Origin of the sequence: Lysobacter sp. Root690, from assembly GCF_001427785.1 — a bacterium.
Lineage (GTDB): Bacteria > Pseudomonadota > Gammaproteobacteria > Xanthomonadales > Xanthomonadaceae > Lysobacter.
The window spans coordinates 268417-289355 of record NZ_LMHM01000012.1 but is presented as its reverse complement, the minus strand read 5'-3'; the positions used below and the strand labels follow the sequence as shown (position 1 = coordinate 289355).

General features: G+C 66.9%; 17 protein-coding genes. 8 read left to right on the top strand and 9 right to left on the bottom strand.

Going from position 1 to position 20939, the window contains the following annotated elements:
* Nucleotides 1-11: 11 nt before the first annotated feature.
* Nucleotides 12-440, bottom strand: coding sequence for a hypothetical protein (locus tag ASD86_RS09080; protein WP_056109628.1), 429 nt, complete (start codon nt 438-440; stop codon nt 12-14).
* A gap of 170 nt (nt 441-610) precedes the next feature.
* Here ASD86_RS09080 and ASD86_RS09075 point away from each other — a divergent pair, with 170 nt between their 5' ends.
* Complete coding sequence (locus ASD86_RS09075) at nt 611-1405, top strand: TatD family hydrolase (RefSeq protein WP_056109626.1); 795 nt, start codon at nt 611-613, stop codon at nt 1403-1405.
* 37 nt (nt 1406-1442) lie between these two features.
* Here the strand turns inward: ASD86_RS09075 and ASD86_RS09070 are convergent, their stop codons facing one another.
* The 3 genes from ASD86_RS09070 to ASD86_RS09060 form a co-directional block, all read right to left on the bottom strand.
* Nucleotides 1443-1901, bottom strand: coding sequence for a hypothetical protein (locus ASD86_RS09070; RefSeq protein ID WP_056109624.1), 459 nt, complete (start codon nt 1899-1901; stop codon nt 1443-1445).
* 334 nt (nt 1902-2235) lie between these two features.
* The gene (locus ASD86_RS09065; protein ID WP_157476361.1) at nt 2236-2658 is read right to left on the bottom strand and encodes a hypothetical protein; all 423 of its coding nucleotides are present in this window, start codon (nt 2656-2658) and stop codon (nt 2236-2238) included.
* A 236-nt stretch (nt 2659-2894) separates the two neighbouring features.
* Nucleotides 2895-6062 (bottom strand): TonB-dependent receptor, encoded by a 3168-nt coding sequence (locus tag ASD86_RS09060; RefSeq protein WP_056109619.1) that lies wholly within the window; start codon nt 6060-6062, stop codon nt 2895-2897.
* A gap of 481 nt (nt 6063-6543) precedes the next feature.
* Here ASD86_RS09060 and ASD86_RS09055 point away from each other — a divergent pair, with 481 nt between their 5' ends.
* Entirely contained in the window at nt 6544-7410 is an 867-nt protein-coding gene (locus ASD86_RS09055; protein ID WP_056109617.1) for a hypothetical protein, read from the top strand.
* Nucleotides 7411-7526: 116 nt separating this feature from the next.
* Here the strand turns inward: ASD86_RS09055 and ASD86_RS27405 are convergent, their stop codons facing one another.
* The 3 genes from ASD86_RS27405 to ASD86_RS09040 all read right to left on the bottom strand — a co-directional run bounded on the left by ASD86_RS27405 (nt 7527) and on the right by ASD86_RS09040 (nt 10073).
* Nucleotides 7527-8084 (bottom strand): hypothetical protein, encoded by a 558-nt coding sequence (locus tag ASD86_RS27405; protein ID WP_056109615.1) that lies wholly within the window; start codon nt 8082-8084, stop codon nt 7527-7529.
* 136 nt (nt 8085-8220) lie between these two features.
* Nucleotides 8221-9039, bottom strand: coding sequence for an ABC transporter permease (locus tag ASD86_RS09045; protein WP_056109613.1), 819 nt, complete (start codon nt 9037-9039; stop codon nt 8221-8223).
* A complete protein-coding gene (locus ASD86_RS09040; protein WP_082578203.1) occupies nt 9036-10073 on the bottom strand; it encodes an ABC transporter ATP-binding protein in 1038 nt (345 codons plus the stop codon). Before ASD86_RS09040 ends, ASD86_RS09045 begins: the two co-directional genes overlap by 4 nt.
* A 308-nt stretch (nt 10074-10381) precedes the next feature.
* On the opposite strand from ASD86_RS09040, the gene ASD86_RS09035 reads away from it, so the two are divergent.
* The 4 genes from ASD86_RS09035 (at nt 10382) to ASD86_RS09020 (ending at nt 15287) form a co-directional block, all read left to right on the top strand.
* Nucleotides 10382-11128, top strand: a complete 747-nt coding sequence (locus tag ASD86_RS09035) for a ferredoxin--NADP reductase (protein ID WP_056109610.1) — start codon at nt 10382-10384, stop codon at nt 11126-11128.
* Nucleotides 11129-11663: 535 nt separating this feature from the next.
* Nucleotides 11664-13250: an alpha/beta hydrolase gene (locus ASD86_RS09030; RefSeq protein ID WP_082578202.1), complete on the top strand. Its 1587-nt coding sequence runs from the start codon at nt 11664-11666 to the stop codon at nt 13248-13250.
* Between the two features lie 106 nt (nt 13251-13356).
* On the top strand, nt 13357-14103 hold the full coding sequence (locus tag ASD86_RS09025) for an ATP-binding cassette domain-containing protein (RefSeq protein ID WP_056109606.1): 747 nt from the start codon (nt 13357-13359) through the stop codon (nt 14101-14103).
* Nucleotides 14100-15287: an ABC transporter permease gene (locus tag ASD86_RS09020; protein ID WP_056109603.1), complete on the top strand. Its 1188-nt coding sequence runs from the start codon at nt 14100-14102 to the stop codon at nt 15285-15287. Before ASD86_RS09025 ends, ASD86_RS09020 begins: the two co-directional genes overlap by 4 nt.
* A gap of 547 nt (nt 15288-15834) precedes the next feature.
* On the opposite strand, the gene ASD86_RS09015 is transcribed toward ASD86_RS09020, so the two are convergent.
* On the bottom strand, nt 15835-16425 hold the full coding sequence (locus tag ASD86_RS09015) for an SMI1/KNR4 family protein (RefSeq protein WP_056109601.1): 591 nt from the start codon (nt 16423-16425) through the stop codon (nt 15835-15837).
* Between the two features lie 219 nt (nt 16426-16644).
* Nucleotides 16645-17682 (bottom strand): energy transducer TonB, encoded by a 1038-nt coding sequence (locus tag ASD86_RS09010; RefSeq protein ID WP_056109599.1) that lies wholly within the window; start codon nt 17680-17682, stop codon nt 16645-16647.
* Between the two features lie 442 nt (nt 17683-18124).
* Between ASD86_RS09010 and ASD86_RS09005 the strand changes: the two genes are divergently transcribed.
* The gene (locus ASD86_RS09005; RefSeq protein WP_056109596.1) at nt 18125-19192 is read left to right on the top strand and encodes an SPFH and helix-turn-helix domain-containing protein; all 1068 of its coding nucleotides are present in this window, start codon (nt 18125-18127) and stop codon (nt 19190-19192) included.
* Nucleotides 19192-20553: a hypothetical protein gene (locus tag ASD86_RS09000; RefSeq protein ID WP_056109594.1), complete on the top strand. Its 1362-nt coding sequence runs from the start codon at nt 19192-19194 to the stop codon at nt 20551-20553. Before ASD86_RS09005 ends, ASD86_RS09000 begins: the two co-directional genes overlap by 1 nt.
* The last annotated feature ends 386 nt before the right edge of the window (nt 20554-20939 follow it).

The window sequence follows — 20939 nt, the reverse complement described above, 5'->3', positions numbered from 1 at the left end:
CGTCGGAAACTTCAATCGGCGCCGAAATCGCCGCAGCCATACCACGCGCCGGCGCGGCCGCCGTTGGCGATCACCGCGTAGGGATGAGTCCGCCCGGCGCTGTCCTTGCACGGCGAACCGGCCGCGGCGGGCGCGATCATCACGATCAACACGTCCTGGCGCTCGCCGGATTTCAGCGGGCCCTGCAAGGCGTACTGGCCGATCCGGGCCTTGGCGACCACGCTGAGCGCGCCGAAAGACACCCCGACGCGCGCCGGCGCGACCAGGTTGTAGTGCAGGCTGCCGGCCTTGTTCGCACCGATCACCACGCCCCAGCCGGCGTTGCCGCCGCGGAAAGTGTGCTTGGGGAAATCGGCGGCCGTCGCGGGCATGGCCGTCGCGGCAAGAACCCCGCCCAGCATCAAGGCGAATCCGGCGACCGACCACGAGGCGCTGCGCATGAGGGGCTCCATGACGGCAAGCGCGCCGTCTTCATGGCAGCAAACGCTGCGGGCTGCGCGCCGTGAAGGCCACTACGCAGACTCTCGCGGCCGCGACGCGCCGGCCCGCGCTTGGGCGCCCGCGCCGCAGCCACTAGACTGCGCGCTGTTCTCCGCCTCGCCCCACCCGCATGCAACTGATCGACATCGGCGCCAACCTCACCCACGACAGCTTCGATCCCGACCGCGACGCGGTGCTGCAACGCGCCCGCGACGCCGGGGTGACGCGCATGGTGATCACCGGCGCCAGCCGCGAGCATTCGCCCAAGGCGCTCGAACTGGCGCGACAACACCCGGGCGAGCTGTTCGCGACCGCCGGCGTCCATCCGCACCACGCGACCGAGTACACCGCCGAATGCGACGCGGAAATGCGCGAGCTGCTGGCGCATGAGCAAGTGGTCGCGGTCGGCGAATGCGGGCTGGACTACTTCCGCGACTTCTCGCCGCGTCCGGCGCAGCGGCGCGCGTTCGAGATGCAGTTGCAGAACGCGGTCGACACCGGCAAGCCGCTGTTCCTGCACCAGCGCGACGCACACGACGACTTCATGGCGATGATGAAGAACTTCGACGGCAAGCTCGGCGCGGCGGTGGTGCATTGCTTCACCGGCACGCGCAAGGAGCTGTTCGACTGCCTCGACCAGGACTGGCATATCGGCATCACCGGCTGGCTGTGCGACGAACGCCGCGGTCTGCACCTGCGCGAACTGGTCAAGCACATTCCCGCCGCGCGGCTGATGATCGAAACCGACGCGCCGTACCTGCTGCCGCGCACGGTCAAGCCGGCGCCGTCGCATCGGCGCAACGAGCCGAAGTACCTGGCGCATATCGTCGAGGAACTCGCGCGCGATCGCGGCGAGGACGTGGCGGTCACCGCGGCGAATACCACCGCGACCGCCAACGCCTTTTTCCGCTTGCCGCCGGCCTGATCCCGCGCCGGCCGCGCGCCAGATCGGTGCTGGATGATCAATCCAGGGTGAAGTTGCCGCAGCCGTACCACAGCTTCGGCCAGGGCTTGTGCTTGCTGCCGGTCGCGGGTTTGACCGGCGCCGGCATGACCAGAATGGCGTAGGTGTACGGGCCGTAGACGCCGCCGATGTTTCCCTTGTTGTCCTTGCAGGTTTCGCCGAGCTTGACCGGCGCGATTTTCACCGTCAGCGCGCTCTTCTCCACGCCGATCACGCCGAGCAACTGGTACTGGCCCGGCTCGGCCTTGACGTGTTTCAGCGGACCGCCGAGGCGCGTGGCGGACTCGGGAACCTTCAGCTCGTAGATCACGGTCTCGCTCTGCGAGCTGAGCTTGATCTTCCAATCGGTATTGCCGCCACGGAACGCCGCCGACGGTAACGTGATGGCCTGCGCGGACACGCAGGGCGCCGCGAGCGCGGCGGCCAGGGCCAGGGCGGCAGCGAAGAGGATGCGCATGGATGAGTCCTGATAGGGGCGGCATGGCCGCCGGTATCGCTATCAACGCGCGGTCGCGGTATTCGTGAATGCCGGGCCGGCGCGTATCCAATCCCCGCAACGGCGTGCAAGCCTCGGCCCCTCGCGCTCACCCGCGATCGCGGCGAGGACGTGGCGGTCACCGCGGCGAACACCACCGCGACGACAACGCGTTCTTCCGTTTGCCAGCTTGATCGCCGCTTCGGCTACGACCACCACCGACGGACGATAGGACGGCTTGTGATACAGGCTCCGCGCCTGCAGGTCCGTATGTGATCGCCGCCGTGCCGAGTGGATACCCGGCACGGCGAACCACTCAACGCCGGATCAGAGACACGATCCGCTTAGCGCACACCGGTGATTGCATGACTGACTGCGGGTTGGCCGCCGCCATCAGCGTGCGTGCCGCGCCCCGCTCGGAAGTGGGCGCAGCTTGAGTCATGGGAATTTCCGGATTCAGACAGCCGCACGATGCAATGCAGTCGTTGTAGACCAGCGCGCAATCCTCCTGCTGGCGACCCAGTTCTTCGCATCGGGCGATGATCTCGTTGTAACAGTAGGCGGCGCAGCCGTGATTGCATTCGTACGGCGGCGGCGGGTCGGGCGGCAGACATCCCGGGTCGCTGGGGTAACACACGCCGGCGAAGGCGCCACCCGACAGCACGGCCGACGCGGTGAACAGCAGGGCCGGCATCCAGCGAACGATACGATGGTGTTTGCGAACGCGTTGCGGGTTCATCATTTCCTCCTTGAAGCGCTATGCCGCGATGACTAGCGGAGCGCGGCGAATCCGCGCCACGTTAAGGATTACTTCACTGGGTCAAACGCATTGCGAGACATGGCGCGGAGCGAAGCACCACGGTCAACGGCGTGAACCGCTCGCGCGGATCCCGGGGCGACGCAGCGGACCCGATCAGGCGATCGGGCCCGCTTTTCTAGCGATGGATTACGCTCAATCCACCAAGCCGCGGCCGATCAATATTTCCATTCGAACGACAGGTTGTAACGACGGCCGAGAATGTCGTACACGCCGATGCCGGTGGTCGGGAACGGCGGCTCCTTGTCGAGCAGGTTGCTGACCGCCAGGCGCACCTTGGTCCTGTCGCTGAAGCGATAGGCCAGGCCCGCGTTGACCAGCCAGTAACTGTCGATGCCGAGGATGTCACGCGTTTCGGCGGTGTTGAGCACGTCGAACTGGGCGCGGCTGAGGTAGTTCGCGCTCAGGTTGGCGGCCAGCTTGCCTTTTTCCCAGGCGCCGCTGAACTGGTACTGGCGCTTGGACGTACCGATCTCGCCGACCGACTGGTTCGGGCTGATGCCGGTGTTGTCGACGGTCAGGTCCTTGGGGAAATAACCGGTGACGCCGAAAGCGAAGCGGCCCAGATTTTCGGTGTCGAAGCGATACGACAGCTCGCCCGAATACGCTTCCATCTTGAGGTACTTGCCGTTGACGAAGCCGCTGACGAAGGTCGTGGCCTGGCCGCCGCTGCCCGCCGGACCCGGCGCGGTGCGGGTGATCCGGCCGCAGAAGTCGTTGGCGTTGGGGATGTTCGAGGCATCGAAGTCGTCGGAGTCGAAGCACGCGCGGGCGATTTCCGACGAGGTCAGGTTGCTGATGACGTCGACGATCTTGATGTTGTAGTAGTCGGCGGTGAAGGTCAGGCCTTCGAGGAACGACGGCGCCCAGGTGAAGCCGTAGGTGTACGAATCGGCCGATTCGTTGCGCAGGTCCGGATTGCCGCCGGAAATGCCCTGGATGGTGGCGTTGGAGGCGTTGGAGGTGAAGGTCGAACCCGGGCCGTAGCCGTAGTGGTTCAAGAACGCCTGGCAGTTCGCGGTGCGCTGCGCCTGGCGGCTGCCGCCGCTGTTGATGAAGCGCGAATCGCAGGGGTCGCCGGTGACCAGTTGGAACGAGCTGCCGCGCGGCAGGAACGCCTCGGCGATCGCCGGCGAGCGCAGCGAGCGGGTGAAGTTGCCGCGGATTTCCAGGTCCGCGTACGGCTTCCACTGCAGGCCGTAGGTATAGGTGTCGAACTTGCCGTTGATGCTGTTGTCGACCTGCCGGTATTTGCCGATCACGTCGAGCTTTTCCAGCATCGGGATGTCGGCGTCGGGATTGACCAGCGGCAGCACGAATTCGCCGAACCATTCGTTGGTGGAGTATTCGCCCTGCAACTGCGGAATCGCCACCGAGCGGCCGCGGCCGGCGATCAGCAACGGATCGGGATCGAACAGGCCGCTTTCCTTGCGGTATTCGTAACCGACGTTGTACTGCAGCGGGCCGCTCCACAGGTCGAACAGCGTGCTCGACAGGTTGACGTTGAAGACCTTCTGCTCCTGCAGCGCCTGCGAGGCGGTCTGCGCGGTCACGTAATTGCGCGCCGCCTGACTCGGCGCGCCGTCGCCGAACAGGTTCAGCGGCACGCAGTTCGGATCGGCCACCGGATTGACCGCGACGCCGCCGGGGCCGGGCACGCGCACGCCGGCCACCGCGGTCGGCGAGCAGACGATCTGGCCCTGCGCATTGCGCACCACGTGCAGCGAGTTGACGAAGTTCTGCTGGATGATCGAGGTGCCGTAGGAGCGGGCGTCGCTGCGGCCGTAATTGCCCGACGCTTCCCAATAGAACACCCGCTGGCCGAGTTCGAAGTTGCCTTCCAGGCCGACCACGAAGCGGCCCAGTTCGGTGGTCGCGCTGCCGTTGTTGACCACCAGGTCGCGCGAGGCGCGGGAGATGCCGAAGCTGTTCACGCCCAGGCCTCGCAAGGTGGCGCGGGCCTGGTCGTTGAGCAGCGCATACGTGCTCGGGAAGAAGATCCGGTCGCTGATCCCGTTGGGGAACGCGGTGCCGTTGAAGGCCCACTGATCGGTCAGCTCGGTGCTTTCGGCCGAGTAGAACTGGCCTTCGAAGAACACGTCGACGTTGTCGGTCAAGGCCCAGCGTCCGTTGGTGGCGAACGACATCCGCTTGAGATCGGAGGTGATCTGGCCGGCGTCGACCAGATTGATGCCCTGGCCGCCGCTGCCGTCGGTGCCGTTGAACGGCATGCCCGCGTCATAGGGAATCAGGTCGCCGTTGGGCCCGAACTGGAGCACGGTGTTGCCGCCTGGACCGAAACCGCCCGGGCGCAGGTTCGAACTGCCCGGCCGGAACGCGTTGATCGGCGCGCCGTTGGCCCCCAGGCCCGGCGTGAGCAGGCCGCCGTAGGTCATGGTCCAGATGCGGCGGTTGCGCGCCAGCACCGCGTTGGGAATCCCGTCCGCCGGACCGGTGTTGAACGGGATGTTGGGATTGACGCGACCGTCGTTGGCCGGAGTGCGGCCGGGATAGACCGTGGCCAGCGTGCTCGCGAGCGGGTTGGTGGCGTTGAAATAGCCTTCGCTGAAGAAATCGCGCTCGCCTTGCAGCACGCCTTTCTGGTCGTCGAAGGTCAGCGAGAAGGTCAGGTTGCCGCGGCCTTCGTCGAAATTGGCGCCGACCAGGGCCCAGATGTTGTAGTGCTCGCCGTCGCCGCGTTCGGTCATGCCGTAGCTGCTGCCGAACTCCACGCCCTCGTAGTCCTTGCGCAGGATCACGTTGACCACGCCGGCGATCGCGTCCGAGCCGTAGGTCGGCGCGCCGCCGATCGCGAGGTTCTCGATCCGCTCGACCAGCGAGGTCGGGATCGCGTTGAGATCGACCTGCACGCCCGGCGCCGCGGGTCCGAACAAGGTGGTCGGCGAGCTCGACACGAAACGACGGCCGTTGACCAGGGTCAGGGTGCGATTGCTGTCCAGGCCGAAGCGATTGACGAAGTTCACGCCGACACCGAACGAGGATTGCCCGCCCTCGGGGGTGATGCCGGTACCGAAGCCGGGAATCTCGTTGAGCGCGTCGGCGACGTTGGTCAGGCCGCGGTTGGCGATGTAGTCCTTGGTGACGACGGTGGCCGGTTCGAGCGTGTCGAAGCCGGCGCGGCGGATGCGCGAGCCGGTTACGACCATGCGGTCCAGATCGGTCGGGCCCTTGCCGGCGACCGCGCTTTCGGGCTCCGTCGCCGCGGGCGGCTGCTGGGCGAACGCGGGCGTGGCGAGCGCCACCAGGATGCCGAGCAGGAGCGGACGGCGGCGCAACGACGGTTTGCCGGAATGCAGATGAGTCATGAGTTCTCCCCCGAGAAAGTCCGGCCCGAATCCGGCCGGGGAGCCATTAATAGAAGCTCGGACTCGCCGCTTGCAAGAAAATATTAAATTTCGGTAATTAGCATAATTAACCGCATGATTTATATATAAATAATGTGGCACACATTTTCACCCCATAAATCAGTACGCACGGGTATTTGCGCCGATGCCGAAGGAGCGCCTGGATTAATATTTGTGGTTTATATCCATATTAATTGTGAGTAACTGCCATATCTGAGACCGGCCGGTCCACGGTGTCCCCAGCGCACGACCGTCAGCAACCCGTTCGCCCCCGTGACCTGGCCGCGGGCGCCCGCGGCGATAACGGCACGCCGTCGCGATTGCGCCACGCGCCCGGGATTGCGGCTCGCCCGCGAACCGATGCCGCTCTATCCTCGCGGACCTGATCGTCTCGCGCCGCCTCGCCGCGGGCGCCTCGCCCCACCGCCACCTGGATGACCGGATGTCCGACCTCGCCTCTCCCGTTCGTTCGCCCGCCCTGGTTCCGCTCGCGCTCGCCGCGAACCTGCTGGTGTTTTCCGCCGCCTTCGTCCTGATCGGGCTGATTACCGCGGCCAACGTCCAGACCGAGGTTTCCGGACTGGTGCAGGCGGTCGAATGGCTGTGTTCGATCGGCCTGCTGATCGGTTTCGTGCTGGTCGTGAGCTGCGCGCTGAGCGATCGCCACGGCGCCCCGCGGCGGTCGTGGGCGACGGTGCTGGCCGCGTTGGTGCTGATCTTCGGCCTGGGCGTGGGCTGGGCGATGCTGCAAGGCCAGGTGCTGAGCGGCTTGCGTTCGAGCTACAGCGTGCAGCAACTGCTCGCCTGGACCGCCGGCATCGCCGCGCTCAAGGTGGTGGCGATCAACCTGATCGCCCTGCCGATCGCCTGGCGCCTGGGCGGCCGCGGCACCACGCCGGTGCTGTGGCGCGGTTGGCATCGCCGGGTGATCGGCGCGCTGGTCGGCGGCTTCCTGTGCGCGGGCGTGGCGCTGCTGCTGCAGAACCTCGCCGCGGCCTACACCTCGCTCGGCCACGGCGAACAACGCGTCGGCATGAGCGTGGTCGCGCTGGCGGTCGGGCTGATCCAGGCGCTGATGATCCTGGCGCTGCCGGTGCGGCGTGGCTCCGGCGCGTTGCCGGCGCTGCTCTCGGCGCTGCTGACGCCGCTGCTGATCGTGGCGGCTTCGCTGGCGCTGCTGGCGGTGAACTCCAACAACTGGGAAATGACCAGCCTGATCGCGGTGGTGCTGCTGATCCTGCTGTTGGCGCCGATCCTGTCGTGGCTGCTGCTGCGCTGGCTGCACGCTCGCCAGTACCGCGCGGACTGATCGACGGTCGTCGGCTGGGTGGAACCGGCAACGAAAACGGCCCGCGATGCGGGCCGTTTTCGTATTCGCTGTCGTTCGGTAACGCCGCGTGGCGACACGCGGCTTGATACCTCGAATCAGTACACCGCCAGATCGCCGCAACCGCCGCTCAGCGCGTCCATGCCGTCGACATGCACCTGCACGCTGTGCATGTGCTTGTTGTCGCCGTCGTCGACGCACTCGCCGGCCTTGATCTCGATCGTCATCGGCTTGGCGCCCTGCTTGGTGTCCAGCTCGCCGCTGAGCACGATCAGGCTGCTCGGCGCGTCGGCCGGCTGGCCGTTGTAGCGGGCGCTGCCGCTGGCCTTCTCGCCGCCGCTGCCCCAGGTCAGCTCGACCTTGTGGTTCATCTCGCCGGTGGCGTGGATGTCGATGCTCCAGTGCTCGCCGAAGCCCTTGAACGCGGGCACCGGACTGACCTTACCGACCTGATCGGCGCCGATCTTGCCCATCGGCGGATCGGCCGGCGCGGCCGGATTGGGATCGGCGGCCGTCGGCGCGGTGGCGGCCGGCGCAGCCGTGTCGGGCGTGGCGCCCTTGTTCGCATCCACCGCCGGCGGATCGGCGACGGGCGGCTTGGAACACGCGGCGAGAACGGCCACGGTGAGGATCGCGGCTAGGGGGATCAGGCGCATGAGCGTTCCTTGGGGCGGAAATGAGTTCAGAGGAGTGAGGAGTGAGTAAGACAAAGCGTGAAGCGAGCGCGAAGAAGCGAGAGACGAGCGACGCTCTTACTCACTCCTCACTCCTCCAAACTCGTTCCTCAACTGCTCAGCTCCTCAAGCCCACGCCGCGCTTGAGCAACCACAGCGCCAGCGACGACAGCGCGACCACGAACGCGATCATCAACCCGTAGGCCATCGGCAACGGCACGTCGCTGCTGCCAAGCAAGCCGTAGCGGAAGGCGTTGACCATGTAGAAGATCGGGTTGGCGTGGGTCGCCGCTTCCGCCCAGGCCGGCAGCAGTTTGACCGAATAGAACACGCCGCCCAGGTAGGTCAACGGGGTCAGGATGAAGGTCGGCACGATCGCCACGTCGTCGAACTTCTTCGCGTACACCGCGTTGATGAAACCGGCCAGCGAGAAGATCGTCGCGCCGAGCAGCACGGTGGTGAAGGTCACCAGCGGGTGCGGGATGCGCACGGCGGTGAAGCACATCGCGATCATCAGCACGATCGCGCCGACCATCAGCCCGCGCAGCACGGCGCCGGCGACATAGCCCCACAGGATCACCCAGTTCGGCATCGGGCTGACCAGCAGTTCCTCGACGTGGCGGCCGAACTTGGCGCCGAAGAAGCTCGAGGAAATATTGCCGTAGCTGTTCTGGATCACGCTCATCATCACCAGCCCGGGGACGATGAACTCCATGTAGGTGTAGCCGCCCATGTCGCCGATACGCGAGCCGATCAGGCCGCCGAAGATCAGGAAGTACAGGGTCATGGTGATCGCCGGCGGCACCAGGGTCTGGCCCCAGATGCGCAGGATGCGCGCGACTTCGCGGCGCACGATCGTGCCCAGCGCGACCAGGTTGCGGCGCGCGGCGGTGGGTTCTACGGTGTTGGCCGGTTGCACCGGAAGGATCTGGCTCATGCGGCGGTCTCCGTCGATGCGGCGCTGGAATCGATGGGTTGGTTGATCATGCGCACGAACAGTTCTTCCAATCGGTTCGACTTGGTCCGCATCGAGCGCACGCGGATGCCGGCCTGGCCGAGCGCGGCGAAAATGCGGTTGAGGTCCATCGCGCGCGGCATGTCCACATCCAGCGTGTGATCGTCGCTGGCGAGCATGGTCACGCCTTCGATGCTCGGCAACGCGGCCGGCAGGGTGCCGTCGATGTCGAACAGGAAACCTTCCACGTCGAGCATCGCCAGCAAGGTCTTCATCGGCCCCTGCTGCACGATCCGGCCCTGGTCGATGATCGCCAGGTTGCGGCACAGGTGCTCGGCTTCTTCCAGGTAGTGCGTGGTCAGGATGATGGTGGTGCCGGCGGCGTTGATCTCGCGCAGGGTCTTCCACATGCCGCGGCGGATTTCGATGTCGACGCCGGCGGTGGGTTCATCGAGGATCAGCAGGCGCGGCCGGGTCATCATGGCGCGCGCGATCATCAACCGCCGCTTCATGCCGCCCGACAGGGTGCGGCTCATCATGTTGGCCTTTTCCCACAGCTGCGCGCGCTTGAGTTCTTCCTCGGCGCGGACCAGCGCGACCGCGCGCGGCACGCCGTAGAAGCCGGCGTAGTTGACCAGGATGTCGAGCGGCTTCTCGAACATGTTGAAGTTGAGTTCCTGCGGCACCAGCCCGATCAGGCGCATGGCCTGGTCGCGGTGGCGGATCAGGTCGGTGCCGAAGATCTCCACCGCGCCTTCGCTCAGGTTCACCAGCGAGCTGACGATGCCGATCATCGTCGACTTGCCGGCGCCGTTGGGGCCGAGCAAGGCGAAGAAATCGCCTTCGGCCACGTCCAGGGACACGCCCTTGAGCGCCTGCACCTTGTTGTCGTAGGTCTTGCGCAAGTCGCGTACGCGCAGGGCGGGCACGCTGGCGGACACGTTGGAGGAGGGGGCGGCGGGGATGCCGGCCGTGGCCGAACTGGGGCCCGTGGCGGGGGCCGTTGGCTGGGTCATTGCGGGGTGGTCTCGATCGCTGGCCGCGGGCCTCGCGGCGAATGGCTTAGTATAGGCGGCCCCGTGGCGGCACTCCGGCCACAGACTGTTGCGAAATCCCGCGTTGCGATGCCCGGCACGGGTCGCGCCCGGCCAACGCGGTCGACGGACGCGCTCGGGCTTTGCACAGTCAGGCATTGCGCGACCGCCTTGGTCGGGATCGGTGGTTCCAGCGCAGCAGCCCAGCCGGTCGCAACACCCGCGGATCCGATCGCTCCTTCGGCCGGACCGCCTACCGAAATCGCATTCCACATGAAGCCGCACCGCCCATGAAGCAATTCCCGCTCAAGCTCGTTTCGCGCCGGATGCTGGCCCCCACGGTCGGCCACTACGTGTTCCTGCGCGACGACGGCGAGCCGCTGGACTACATCCCCGGCCAGTTCATCCAGGTCCACTTCCAGTACGCCGACGGCACCTCGACCAAGCGCAGCTATTCGCTGGCGACCATCCACGACCACGCGCTGGGCGCGGGCGAGACGGTCGAGATCGCGGTCAGCTACGTGCCCGGCGGCGCGGCGACCGCGTTGTTCGAAGGCTTGAACGAGGGCGACCCGATCCTGGCCAGCGGCCCGTTCGGGCGCTTCTGCCTGATGCCGGCCGACACCAATCGCCGCTATCTGCTGATCGGCACCGGCACCGGCGTGACCCCGTACCGGGCGATGCTGCCGCAGCTGGAAACCCTGATCCGCGAGCGCGGCATCGAGGTGGTGCTGCTGTTCGGCGCGCGCACCCCGGACGAGCTGCTGTACGGCGACGAATTCCGCGCCTTCGCCGAGCGCGAGCCGAACTTCCGTTTCGTCCCGTGCTTCTCGCGCGAGCTGCCGGCCGATCCGCACCCGGACGTGCGCCAGGGCTACGTGCAGCAGTTCCTGGCCGAATTCAGCCCGAACCCGGACGGCGACATCGCCTACCTGTGCGGCAACCCGAACATGGTCGACTCGTGCTTCGAGGCGCTCAAGGAATACGGGCTGCCGGTGCCGCACATCCGGCGCGAGAAGTACGTTTCGTCGAAGTGAGCTGACGATCGGCGGGCGAATCTTCGCTCTTGAGCAAGTCGCTCGCGATGTCGACCCGGCCGGTAGCAAGCGGGCGGGTAGCGACCTTCTGAAATCGGCGCCCACTTTGAAAAAGGGGGCGAGCGCCTGCGTGGTCTCGTCCCGGGTTATTGATCGGTGCGCGGGGGATTTGCCCTCGGCGGTGCGCGGTGCGCGGTGCAAAAGCAAATCCCCCCTGCCCCCCTTTTGCAAAGGGGGGAACAGCATCGACGGGTCGCGAAGCGATGATGCGGCGGTGGGATGTCTGATGGTTCCTGAGGCCGCCACGGTTGGCCGGGCTTGGGCTGGCGACGTCGGGCTTTAACTTCTCCCGCGCCGCGCTTTCGTCGATGGATGACTACCGCGGACAGTGGCTCGTGCAAGCGGCCATGGTTGGCCGGACTTCGGCTGGCTACGTCGGGCTTTAACTTCTTCCCCTTCGAGTGGTCACATCCTCCGCGTCGCTCCCGTCTGTCATTCTTGAAGGCGCACCCGCCTTGGCGATGAGACACCGACCATGCATCGATTCGGAACTGGACACCGGCCGCGCTACGCGGCCGTGGGATTGGCCGCGACGCTCGCGGCACTGATTCTCGGCGGCTGCGGCCGCGACACCCCGCCCACCGCCGCGGGCGCGGCGAACAAAGGCGAAAGCACCGCCGCGATCAAGCGCCGTTACGGCCGGATCGTGTTCGACCCGTGCACGCTGTCGTCGCCGCAGGCGGCCGGCACCATCGCCGCGCAGTGCGCGCAGTTCGAAGTGCCGCAAAACGCAGCCGAACCCAACGGCAAAAAGCTCAAGCTCAACATGGCCTGGCTGCCGGCCACCGACGAAGCCGGGGTCGCGCCCGATCCGGTGTTCTTCCTCGCCGGCGGCCCCGGCCAAGCCGCGACTTCGTCCTGGCCGCTGGTCGACGGCGCGTTCCGCGAAGTGCGCAAGCACCGGCATATCGTGCTGATCGACCAGCGCGGCACCGGCCGCTCGGCGCCGCTGCTGTGCCGCGGCGCGGCCGGGGTGTCCGATGACGCATCGGGCGCGGCCCAGTCCGCGTCGTCGGATCCGCAGGCCGCGAACGACGCGATGCTGCGCGCGGTCGAACGCTGCGCGAAGGAACTCACCGTCGATGCGCGCCACTTCACCACCACCGACGCGGTCGCCGACCTCGACGCGGTGCGCGCCGCGATCGGCGCCGACAAGATCGATCTGGTCGGCGTGTCCTACGGCACCCGCGTGGCCCAGCAGTACGCCGGCCGCTACCCGCAGCACACCCGCGCGGTGGTGCTCGACGGCGTGGTGCCGAACGAACTGGTGCTCGGCAGCGAGCATGCGCAGAACCTCGACAGCGCCCTGGCCCAGCAATTCAAGCTGTGCCAGCAGACCCCGGCCTGCCGCACGCGCTTCGGCAGCGAACCGCGCGAGCAGTTGCGCAAGCTGATGGCGCGGCTGCAGGCCGAACCGGTCGAAGTCGATTACCGCGATCCGAACACCGGCGAGCAGAAGCACGAGCGGGTCACCGCCGGCCATGTGGCGATGCTGACCCGGATGTTCTCGTACGCGCCCGAGGCGGCCTCGCTGTTGCCGCTGATGCTCAACGAAGCCGACCAGGGCCGCTACGGCCCGCTGATGTCGCTGTCGACCATGATCGGCAGCCAGCTCGACGAAGACCTCAACTACGGCATGCAGCTGTCGGTGATCTGCGCCGAGGACGCCGACCTGTTCAAGCCCAACCCGGCCGACGCCGGCACCGTGCTCGGCGACGACATGCAGACGACGCTGGCGGCGCAGTGCAAGGTCTGGCCGACCGGCCAGCGGCCGAAGGAGTTCCACGCGCCGTTCAAGTCCGACGGCCCGGTGCTGCTGTTGTCGGGCGAACTCGATCCGGTCACCCCGCCGCGCTACGGCGAGCAAGTGCTCAAGCACCTGCCCAACGGCCGCCACCTGGTGCTGCGCGGCCAGGGCCACGGCGCGCTGCGGATCGGCTGCACGCCGAAGCTGCTGGGCCAGTTCATCGAAACCGCCGACGCCAAGAAACTCGAAGCGCGCTGCCTGGATTCACTGGGCTACGTGCCGCCGTTCGTTTCGTTCAATGGGTGGGAGCCCTGAGAGCCGGGATTGGGGATTTGTGATTCGGGATTCGAACGCCCGGACATCGCGACCCCACCCGCTTTTGCCAATCCCGAATCCCCAATCCCGAATCACGTGGAAAACCATGATCACCGCCCACGACCTGCATAAAGCCTTCAAGACCAAGACCGGCACCGTCAACGCCGTGCAAGGCGTCGATTTCGAAGCGCACGACGGCCAGATCACCGGCCTGCTCGGGCCCAACGGCGCCGGCAAGACCACCACCCTGCGCATGCTCTACACGCTGATGCAGCCCGACCGCGGCGAAGTGCGCGTGGACGGCGTCGACGCGCGCAAGGATCCGGCCGCGGTGCGCCGCGCGCTGGGCGTGCTGCCCGACGCGCGCGGCGTGTACAAGCGCCTGACCGCGCGCGAGAACATCGCCTACTTCGGCGAACTGCACGGCATGAGCCGTGCCCAGATCGAGCAACGCACCCGCACCCTGGCGCAGGCGCTGGACATGGGCGACATCCTCGACCGCCAGACCGAGGGCTTCTCGCAAGGCCAGCGCACCAAGACCGCGATCGCGCGCGCGCTGGTCCACGACCCGCGCAACGTGATCCTCGACGAACCCACCAACGGCCTGGACGTGATGACCACGCGCGCGATGCGCGGATTCCTGCGCGGGCTGCGCGAAGAAGGACGCTGCGTGATTTTTTCCAGCCACATCATGCAAGAGGTCGCCGCGCTGTGCGACCGCATCGTCATCATCGCCAAGGGCCAGGTCGTGGCCGCCGGCACCGCCGACGAGCTGCGCGCGCAGACCGGCGAAGACAATCTGGAAGACGCCTTCGTCAAGGCGATCGGCAGCGACGAGGGCCTGCACGCATGAAGACCGGTTCGTTTTCCGCCATGTGGGCGGTGATCCGCAAGGAACTGCGCGACATCTCGCGCGACCGCCGCACCCTGGCCATCGCCCTGTTGCTCGGTCCGTTGTTGTACCCGCTGCTGATGCTCGGCATGGGCGCGCTCGCCGAAAACCGCGCGCGCACCCAGCTCGACACCGAACTGCGGGTGCCGGTGCGCGGCGCCGAGCACGCGCCGAACCTGATCAAGTTCCTCGCCACCCAGAACATCGTCGCGATCCCCGCGCCGTCCGATCTGGACGCGGCGATCCAGCAGCAGGACTTCGACGTCGGCCTGATCATCGCCGCCGACTACGCCAAGCAGTGGAAGGAAGGGCAGCCGGCGCTGGTCGAAATCGTCCAGGACAGCACCCGCCGCGATGCCGAGATCCCCAGCCGGCGCGTGCGCGCGGCGCTGGAGGGTTACAGCCGCCAAGTCGGCGTGCTGCGTTTGTTCGCGCGCGGCATCGCCGCCAACGTCGCCCAGCCGGTCAACGTCGGCAACCGCGACGTGGCCACGCCCGAAGCCAAGCGCGGCCTGGTGCTGTCGGCGTTGCTGCCGTACCTGCTGATCATGACCTCGTTCATCGGCGGCGCGTACCTGATCATCGACGCCACCGCCGGCGAACGCGAACGCCAATCGCTGGAACCGTTGCTGGCCACGCCGGCGCCGCGCGGCGCGATCGTCAGCGGCAAGATCGCCGCGGCCTGCATCCTCGGCCTGATCTCGCTGCTGCTGACCTTGTTCGCGTTCAAGCTCAGCGCGCAGATGAGCAGCGGCATCGGCCAGATGCTCAACGTCAGCTTCGCGGCGATCGGCAAGATGCTGCTGATCTTGCTGCCGATGTCGTTCATCGGCACCGCGCTGTTGACCTATCTGTCGGCCGCGGCCAAGAGCCTGAAGGAAGCGCAGAGCCACATCACCTGGCTGATGCTGATGCCGCTGATCCCGACCTTCGTGCTGATGGTCAACCCGCTCAAGACCCAGCTGTGGCAGTTCACCGTGCCGTTCCTGTCGCAGAATCAGTTGTTGCTGAAGGTGATTCGCGGCGAAGCGATCTCCAGTCAGATCTGGGCGGTGTATCTGGCCACCGCGTTCGCGTTGGCGGGGCTGTTGTGGTTCGCTGCGGTGCGGCGCTATCACAACGAGAAGCTGGCAATTGCGGGGTGATGGGTTGGGGGATTTGGTTGGCGCTGGTGCGAAAGCAGGAGCAAAAGCGAATCCCCCCTGCCCCCCTTTTGCAAAGGGGGGAAAAGCACGGCTCGGCCTATCCCCAACTTTGCAAAGGGAAATACGGCTCGGCCTATCCCCAACTTTGCAAAGGGAAGTACGGCTCGGCTTATCCCCAACTTTGGAAAGGGAAGCACGGCTCGGCTTATCCCCAACTTTGCAAAGGGGAAGCACGGAACGGCATCTCCCCTTTGCAAAGGGGGAAGCATGGCTCGGCGCCTATCCCCCGGCGGTTTCCCCATCGGTGCGCGTGAATCGGTGCCCACTTTGGAAAAGGAGGCACGCGCTTGCGAACCTTCGAGGCCGAAGCATCATTCGGTGCGCGGGGGATTCGCTTTAACGACGCCGTCGTCATACACGGCGGTGCATCGGTAACCCATCGCAATGCCGGCAATTACAGGCTGATCTCGGTAAGTCCCGCAGCTCGGCCATCCAGCCGCCACGATCGACCACCCGCGCACGAATACCCAATGCGACCACGCCTCGTTCATTCGTCGACGAACACAAACGCCCGCTGCAGCAATCGCGAAAACGATTCGGCGATGAAGTACACGTTCTGATACTTCGCTTCCGCCGGCATCGCCCTGCCGGTCTCCTCGCGATAGTCGCTCTCGTCCCACTCGTGCTCGTGGTCCCACCAGTAGAACCCCGGCCTGCGATCGCGCGCATCGATGAGGCAGATCAGATTACCGACGCCATCGGTGGCGACCGGCAGACTGCGGTCGGGCAGGCGCCGTTCGTAATTGCGCAACGCCCAGTCGAAGCCCAGGTGGTCCGGCAGGCGCTCGTCGGCGCCGAAGAAGGTCGCGACGAGCGAACCGGCGAAGGTCGGGTTCGCGAGCCCCGTGTCCGCCGCGTGCAGGTACTCGGGGCTGTCGCGCACTGGCTCGCTGACCACTTCTTCCATGAAGTCCAGCCCGCCGCCCAGGCGCGCGAGGAAGTCGCGGTAGTCCTCGGGCAGTTCGAAGCCGATCCGGCGCTCAAGCTGCCGGATCGCGAACGGTTCCAGCGGCGCGAAGGCATCGGCCGTGGCCCGGGTCACGCCGCCGAGGCGCTGTAGTTCGTCTTGATAGCTCATCGTGTCTCCATCGCGGGATGTGCGGCCCGGGCTAGAGGCGCAACCGCATCGGCCAGGGCGCGCCGCATACGATCAGCGCCGCCCGTGGCCGGCACTGTACGGCAGCGCGCGACCGTTTCAGCGAGGTCGTCGGCCCACTCACCAGGCAGTCGAGCGCGAACGAAAAAGCCCGGCTCGCGCCGGGCTTCTTCGTTTCCGTCGATTACCCAATCCAGTCGATCAACCGCCCGGATTGAACCCGATCGTGCGACGCGTGGTGACCGGCGCCGGGACCGGCTGGAACCGCCACTTGCGCACCGCGTTGACCGCTTCGCGATCGAACACGCGAGCCGGGTTCGAGCGCACCACGCGGGCCGCGGTGACCGAACCGTCGGTGCCGACGGTGAACTCCACCTGGACCTCGCCCGAGGTGCCGGCGCGCAGGGCTTCGGGCGGATAGCGCGGGGCCGGCGTCGACACCGCGCGCAGATCGCTCGGCGCGGTCGCGGCGGCGGCCGGCGCGGGCGCCGGGGCGGGACGTTCCGGTGCGCGCTGCTCGCTGGCCCGCTGTTCGGCGGCGCGTTGCTCGGCCGCGCGCTGTTCGGCCGCGCGCTGGGTCGCGGCCTGACGCTCGGCCGCCTGCTGGGTCGCCAACTGCTGCGCGGCCTGCTGCTGCTGCGCCTGCTGCTGGGCCAGACGCTGCTTCTCCAGCTCGACCTGCTTCTTGGCCTGTTCCTCGGCGGTGAGCTTCTCCTGCTCGGCGCGCTTGGCCACCGCATCCTGCTGGGCGCCGATCGAGGCCTTCAACCGGGCCAGCGCCGGGTGCTGGGCGTCGGCGCGTTCGATCAGCGCGGCCAGGCGCTGGGCTTCGACAAAGTCCTCGCGGCCCACGCTCTGCTCGGTCGCGATGACCGTCATCGGCAACAGGTCGGTCAACGCGCTGGAGGCCACGGCGTCGGCCGGGGCTTTTTCGCGCAGGGCCAGGTAGTACTCGACGGCGTTGTCCTCGGCCGGCGCGTACAGACGGTTTTCCACATACGCCTTGCGCGCCGCTTCGCGCAGCTGATCGACCGTCAGCGACGAGACCTTGGCCGAAACCGCGGTTTGCGCGGTCGGTGCCGGGGCGCCGGTGGTCGGTGCGGGCGCCGCATCCGTGGGCGCGGCGGCCTCTTCTTTCTTGCCGCAGGCGGCGAGCACGAATCCGAGCGCGAGCACCGCGGACACCTGCTTTACAACGGACAGCCGGCTGCTACGCCGATTATGAATAGCGACGATCATTTGTTTAAAGCTCCCCTGAAATACGCGAGACCCGTCCGATACGGGGCCGGGCGCACGTCCGATAGGACGCGCTAGCGGGCCGCGTTTGTCAAGCGTTCAGGTAGTGGTGGGCTGCGGGATAGGCGTCAGACGCCGAGTGTGCCACCCATCGCGGCCGCTACCGATACCGGGTGTGTCGGTTTGCGCGGGCAGCCGCGATCGCGTCCACAGTTTTCGCCGGGTCGGCGACAGGCGGCGTGGGCGATGTCGCAGCGGTGAAACATGGCTGCGGGCCGGCCTGCGCCAGCCGCGGTCGGCCGGGGGTCGCGGCGCGCGGCAAAGACGTGCGTGCGGGCACCCTCGTGCCACACGCCGGCCCTGGGCCGCGCCGGCGGCGATGCCCGCGTGCTTGCCGCCGTCCGTCGTGTTCTAGAATCCCCGCACCACAGGCAGGGAGCGGGACATGAGCATTCTGGGTTTCATCAAGGGCGAGTTGCTGGAAATCATCGAGTGGACCGATGACTCGCGCGACACCCTCTCGTTCCGCTACCCGGACGACGACAAGGAAATCAAGAACGGCGCCCAGCTGATCGTGCGCGAGTCGCAGCAGGTCCAGTTCGTCGCCGCCGGCCAGTACGCCGACCTGTTCAACCCCGGCAAGCACACCCTCAAGACCGAGAACATCCCGATCCTGTCGACGATTCTCGGCTGGAAGTACGGCTTCAATTCGCCGTTCAAGTGCGACGTCTATTTCCTCAACACGCGCCTGTTCACCGGCAACAAGTGGGGCACCTCCAACCCGGTGATGATGCGCGACGCCGACTTCGGCATCGTCCGCCTGCGCGCGTTCGGCACCTACGATTTCCGCATCGTCGACGCGGCCCGGTTCCTCAAGGAAGTGGCCGGCACCGATCAGAATTTCCGCCTAGACGAATTCGCCGACACCATGCGTTCGCGCATCGTCAGCGTGTTCACCGACGCGCTCGCCACCGCCAAGGTGCCGGCGCTGGATGTGGCCTCGCGCTACGGCGAACTCGGCGACGCGTTGTTGCCGATCATCAACCCGGCGATGACCAGCAAGTACGGCATCGAGATCACCGGCTTCGTGCTGGAGAACGTCTCGGTGCCGCCGGAAGTCGAGAAGGCGATCGACGCGCGCTCGAGCATGGGCGCGGTCGGCAACCTCAACGACTACGTCAAGTTCCAGATGGGCACCTCGATGGCCAACGGCAGCGACGGCGGCGCGGCCGGCGGCGCGGCGCAGATGGCGATCGGCTTCGGCATGGCCCAGGAAATGATGCGCAGCATGCAGAACCAGGCCCCGCAGGCCGCGACCGGCGCCACGCCGCCGCCGTTGCCGGGCGCCGCCGGCGCGCTGGAGGTGCTCACGCCCGAACAGGCCGCCGCCACCCTGGGCGTGTCGGTCGAGGACGTCGAGGCCGCGATCGCCTCGGGCGACCTCAAGGCGCGCAAGATCGGCAACGCCACCCGCATCGCCAAGGCCGCGCTCGAAGAATTCCTGCGCGGCTGATGAACAACGCGACCGTCGGAAAACATCCCTGCCCGGAATGCGGCGGGGATCTGCAATGGAATGCGGCGAAGCAATCGCTGGCCTGCCCCTACTGCGGCACCGTGGTGCCGCTGGAACAGGCCGCGTCCGCGCCTGGCGACGGCAGCCCGGCGATGGTCGAGCACGACCTGCTCGAAGCGCTCAAGCGTATGCAGGAACCGGCGGCCGAGCCGCCGCCGCTGCCGCCACCTCCCTTGCCGGCGTCGGCGACGCCCGACGGCGCCGCGGGATCGCAAGAGCTCGATCTGGCCGCCGTGCACGCGGCGGTAGAGCAGCAGGCGCGCTCGCCCGGAGATGCGCCACGCCTGTCTGTCAGCTGGAGCGTGCAGACCGACGGCCAGCGCGTGCAGGGTTCACGCCAGGGCAACAGCGTGCTCGACCTACTGCAGAGCATGGCCGGCACGCCGCAGGCACAGCGCGGTTACGGCGGCACGCAGCGGCGCGAAGTGCAGTGCCAGAGTTGCCACGCGATTTCGGTGTTCGTCGACGGCAAGGTCGCCGACCGCTGCGAATTCTGCGGCTCGCCGTCGATCATCGAACACGAATCGCTCGGCGACGCGATCACCCCGCAGAGCGTGCTGCCGTTCAAGATCAGCGACGGCCAGGTGCGCGAGTCGATCCGCGCCTGGTACGGCACCCGCTGGTTCGCGCCGAACCGGCTCAAGACCGCGGCGCTGACCGACACGCTCAAGGGCATCTACCTGCCGTACTGGACCTTCGACGCGCACGTCTCGGCGAACTGGACGGCCGAAGCGGGTTATCACTACTACGAGACCGAAAGCTACACCGAGAACGGTCAGCGCAAGACCCGGCAGGTGCAGCGCACGCGCTGGGAGGACGCCTCGGGCTCGCTGCGGCATTTCTTCGACGACGAACTGGTGCCGGGCACGGTCGGCGTGCATCAGGACCTGCTGCAGCAGATCGGCTCGTTTCCGACCACCACCGACCTCAAGCCTTACTCGCCCGAGTTCGTGCGCGGCTGGATGGTCGAGCGTTACCAGGTCGACCTGCGCCGCGCCGCGCAATCGAACGAAACCCTGATGCAGGAACAGACCCGCGCCCTGTGTTCGGCGCAGGTGCCCGGCGACACCCAGCGCAACCTGCAGGTCGACGCGACCTTCCGCGGCCGCACCTTCAAGCACATCCTGGTGCCGGTTTGGCTGGTCAGCTACACCTACGGCTCGCGCAGTTTCCAGGTGTTGGCCAACGGCTATACCGGGCAGATCGCGGGTGAGCGGCCTTACAGCTGGGTCAAGATTTTCTTCGCGGTGATGGCGGCGTTGATCGCGGCGGTGGTGATTTTCGGGGTGTTGGGGCGTTGATCGTTGAGGCGATGATTTTCGGGGCACTGCGGCGATGATCGCGGAGGCGGTGAGCTTCGAAGTTCCGCGGCCTTGATCGCGCAGGTGGTGATGTACGCGGTACCGCGGTGCCGATCGCGTGGGTCGTGAGCCGCGCTGTGGATAACGCGCGTCATGACGATTCGCTCGGTGGCGGCGATCGGCCGGCTGTGGATATCCGCCATATCGGTAGCATTCGACGCGGCTGATTGGTTCGGTTTTCCGAACGCGTGCGCTCGAATCTGATGCAACCCGACTCGTCACCCAGCCTTTGTTGATTGACGGCTGCAGCTCGCCTCGCTCCTAGGCTTGGGCGATCAATAACTTCCATTGCATCAGTTGCCCTCTGTAGGAGCGGCGCAAGCCGC

Coding starts and splice junctions, on each gene's coding strand:
- ASD86_RS09080 (WP_056109628.1), bottom strand. CDS start 440: ATGCGCAGCGCCTCGTGGTCGGTCGCCGGATTCGCCTTGATGCTGGGC.
- ASD86_RS09075 (WP_056109626.1), top strand. CDS start 611: ATGCAACTGATCGACATCGGCGCCAACCTCACCCACGACAGCTTCGAT.
- ASD86_RS09070 (WP_056109624.1), bottom strand. CDS start 1,901: ATGCGCATCCTCTTCGCTGCCGCCCTGGCCCTGGCCGCCGCGCTCGCG.
- ASD86_RS09065 (WP_157476361.1), bottom strand. CDS start 2,658: ATGAACCCGCAACGCGTTCGCAAACACCATCGTATCGTTCGCTGGATG.
- ASD86_RS09060 (WP_056109619.1), bottom strand. CDS start 6,062: ATGACTCATCTGCATTCCGGCAAACCGTCGTTGCGCCGCCGTCCGCTC.
- ASD86_RS09055 (WP_056109617.1), top strand. CDS start 6,544: ATGTCCGACCTCGCCTCTCCCGTTCGTTCGCCCGCCCTGGTTCCGCTC.
- ASD86_RS27405 (WP_056109615.1), bottom strand. CDS start 8,084: ATGCGCCTGATCCCCCTAGCCGCGATCCTCACCGTGGCCGTTCTCGCC.
- ASD86_RS09045 (WP_056109613.1), bottom strand. CDS start 9,039: ATGAGCCAGATCCTTCCGGTGCAACCGGCCAACACCGTAGAACCCACC.
- ASD86_RS09040 (WP_082578203.1), bottom strand. CDS start 10,073: ATGACCCAGCCAACGGCCCCCGCCACGGGCCCCAGTTCGGCCACGGCC.
- ASD86_RS09035 (WP_056109610.1), top strand. CDS start 10,382: ATGAAGCAATTCCCGCTCAAGCTCGTTTCGCGCCGGATGCTGGCCCCC.
- ASD86_RS09030 (WP_082578202.1), top strand. CDS start 11,664: ATGCATCGATTCGGAACTGGACACCGGCCGCGCTACGCGGCCGTGGGA.
- ASD86_RS09025 (WP_056109606.1), top strand. CDS start 13,357: ATGATCACCGCCCACGACCTGCATAAAGCCTTCAAGACCAAGACCGGC.
- ASD86_RS09020 (WP_056109603.1), top strand. CDS start 14,100: ATGAAGACCGGTTCGTTTTCCGCCATGTGGGCGGTGATCCGCAAGGAA.
- ASD86_RS09015 (WP_056109601.1), bottom strand. CDS start 16,425: ATGAGCTATCAAGACGAACTACAGCGCCTCGGCGGCGTGACCCGGGCC.
- ASD86_RS09010 (WP_056109599.1), bottom strand. CDS start 17,682: ATGATCGTCGCTATTCATAATCGGCGTAGCAGCCGGCTGTCCGTTGTA.
- ASD86_RS09005 (WP_056109596.1), top strand. CDS start 18,125: ATGAGCATTCTGGGTTTCATCAAGGGCGAGTTGCTGGAAATCATCGAG.
- ASD86_RS09000 (WP_056109594.1), top strand. CDS start 19,192: ATGAACAACGCGACCGTCGGAAAACATCCCTGCCCGGAATGCGGCGGG.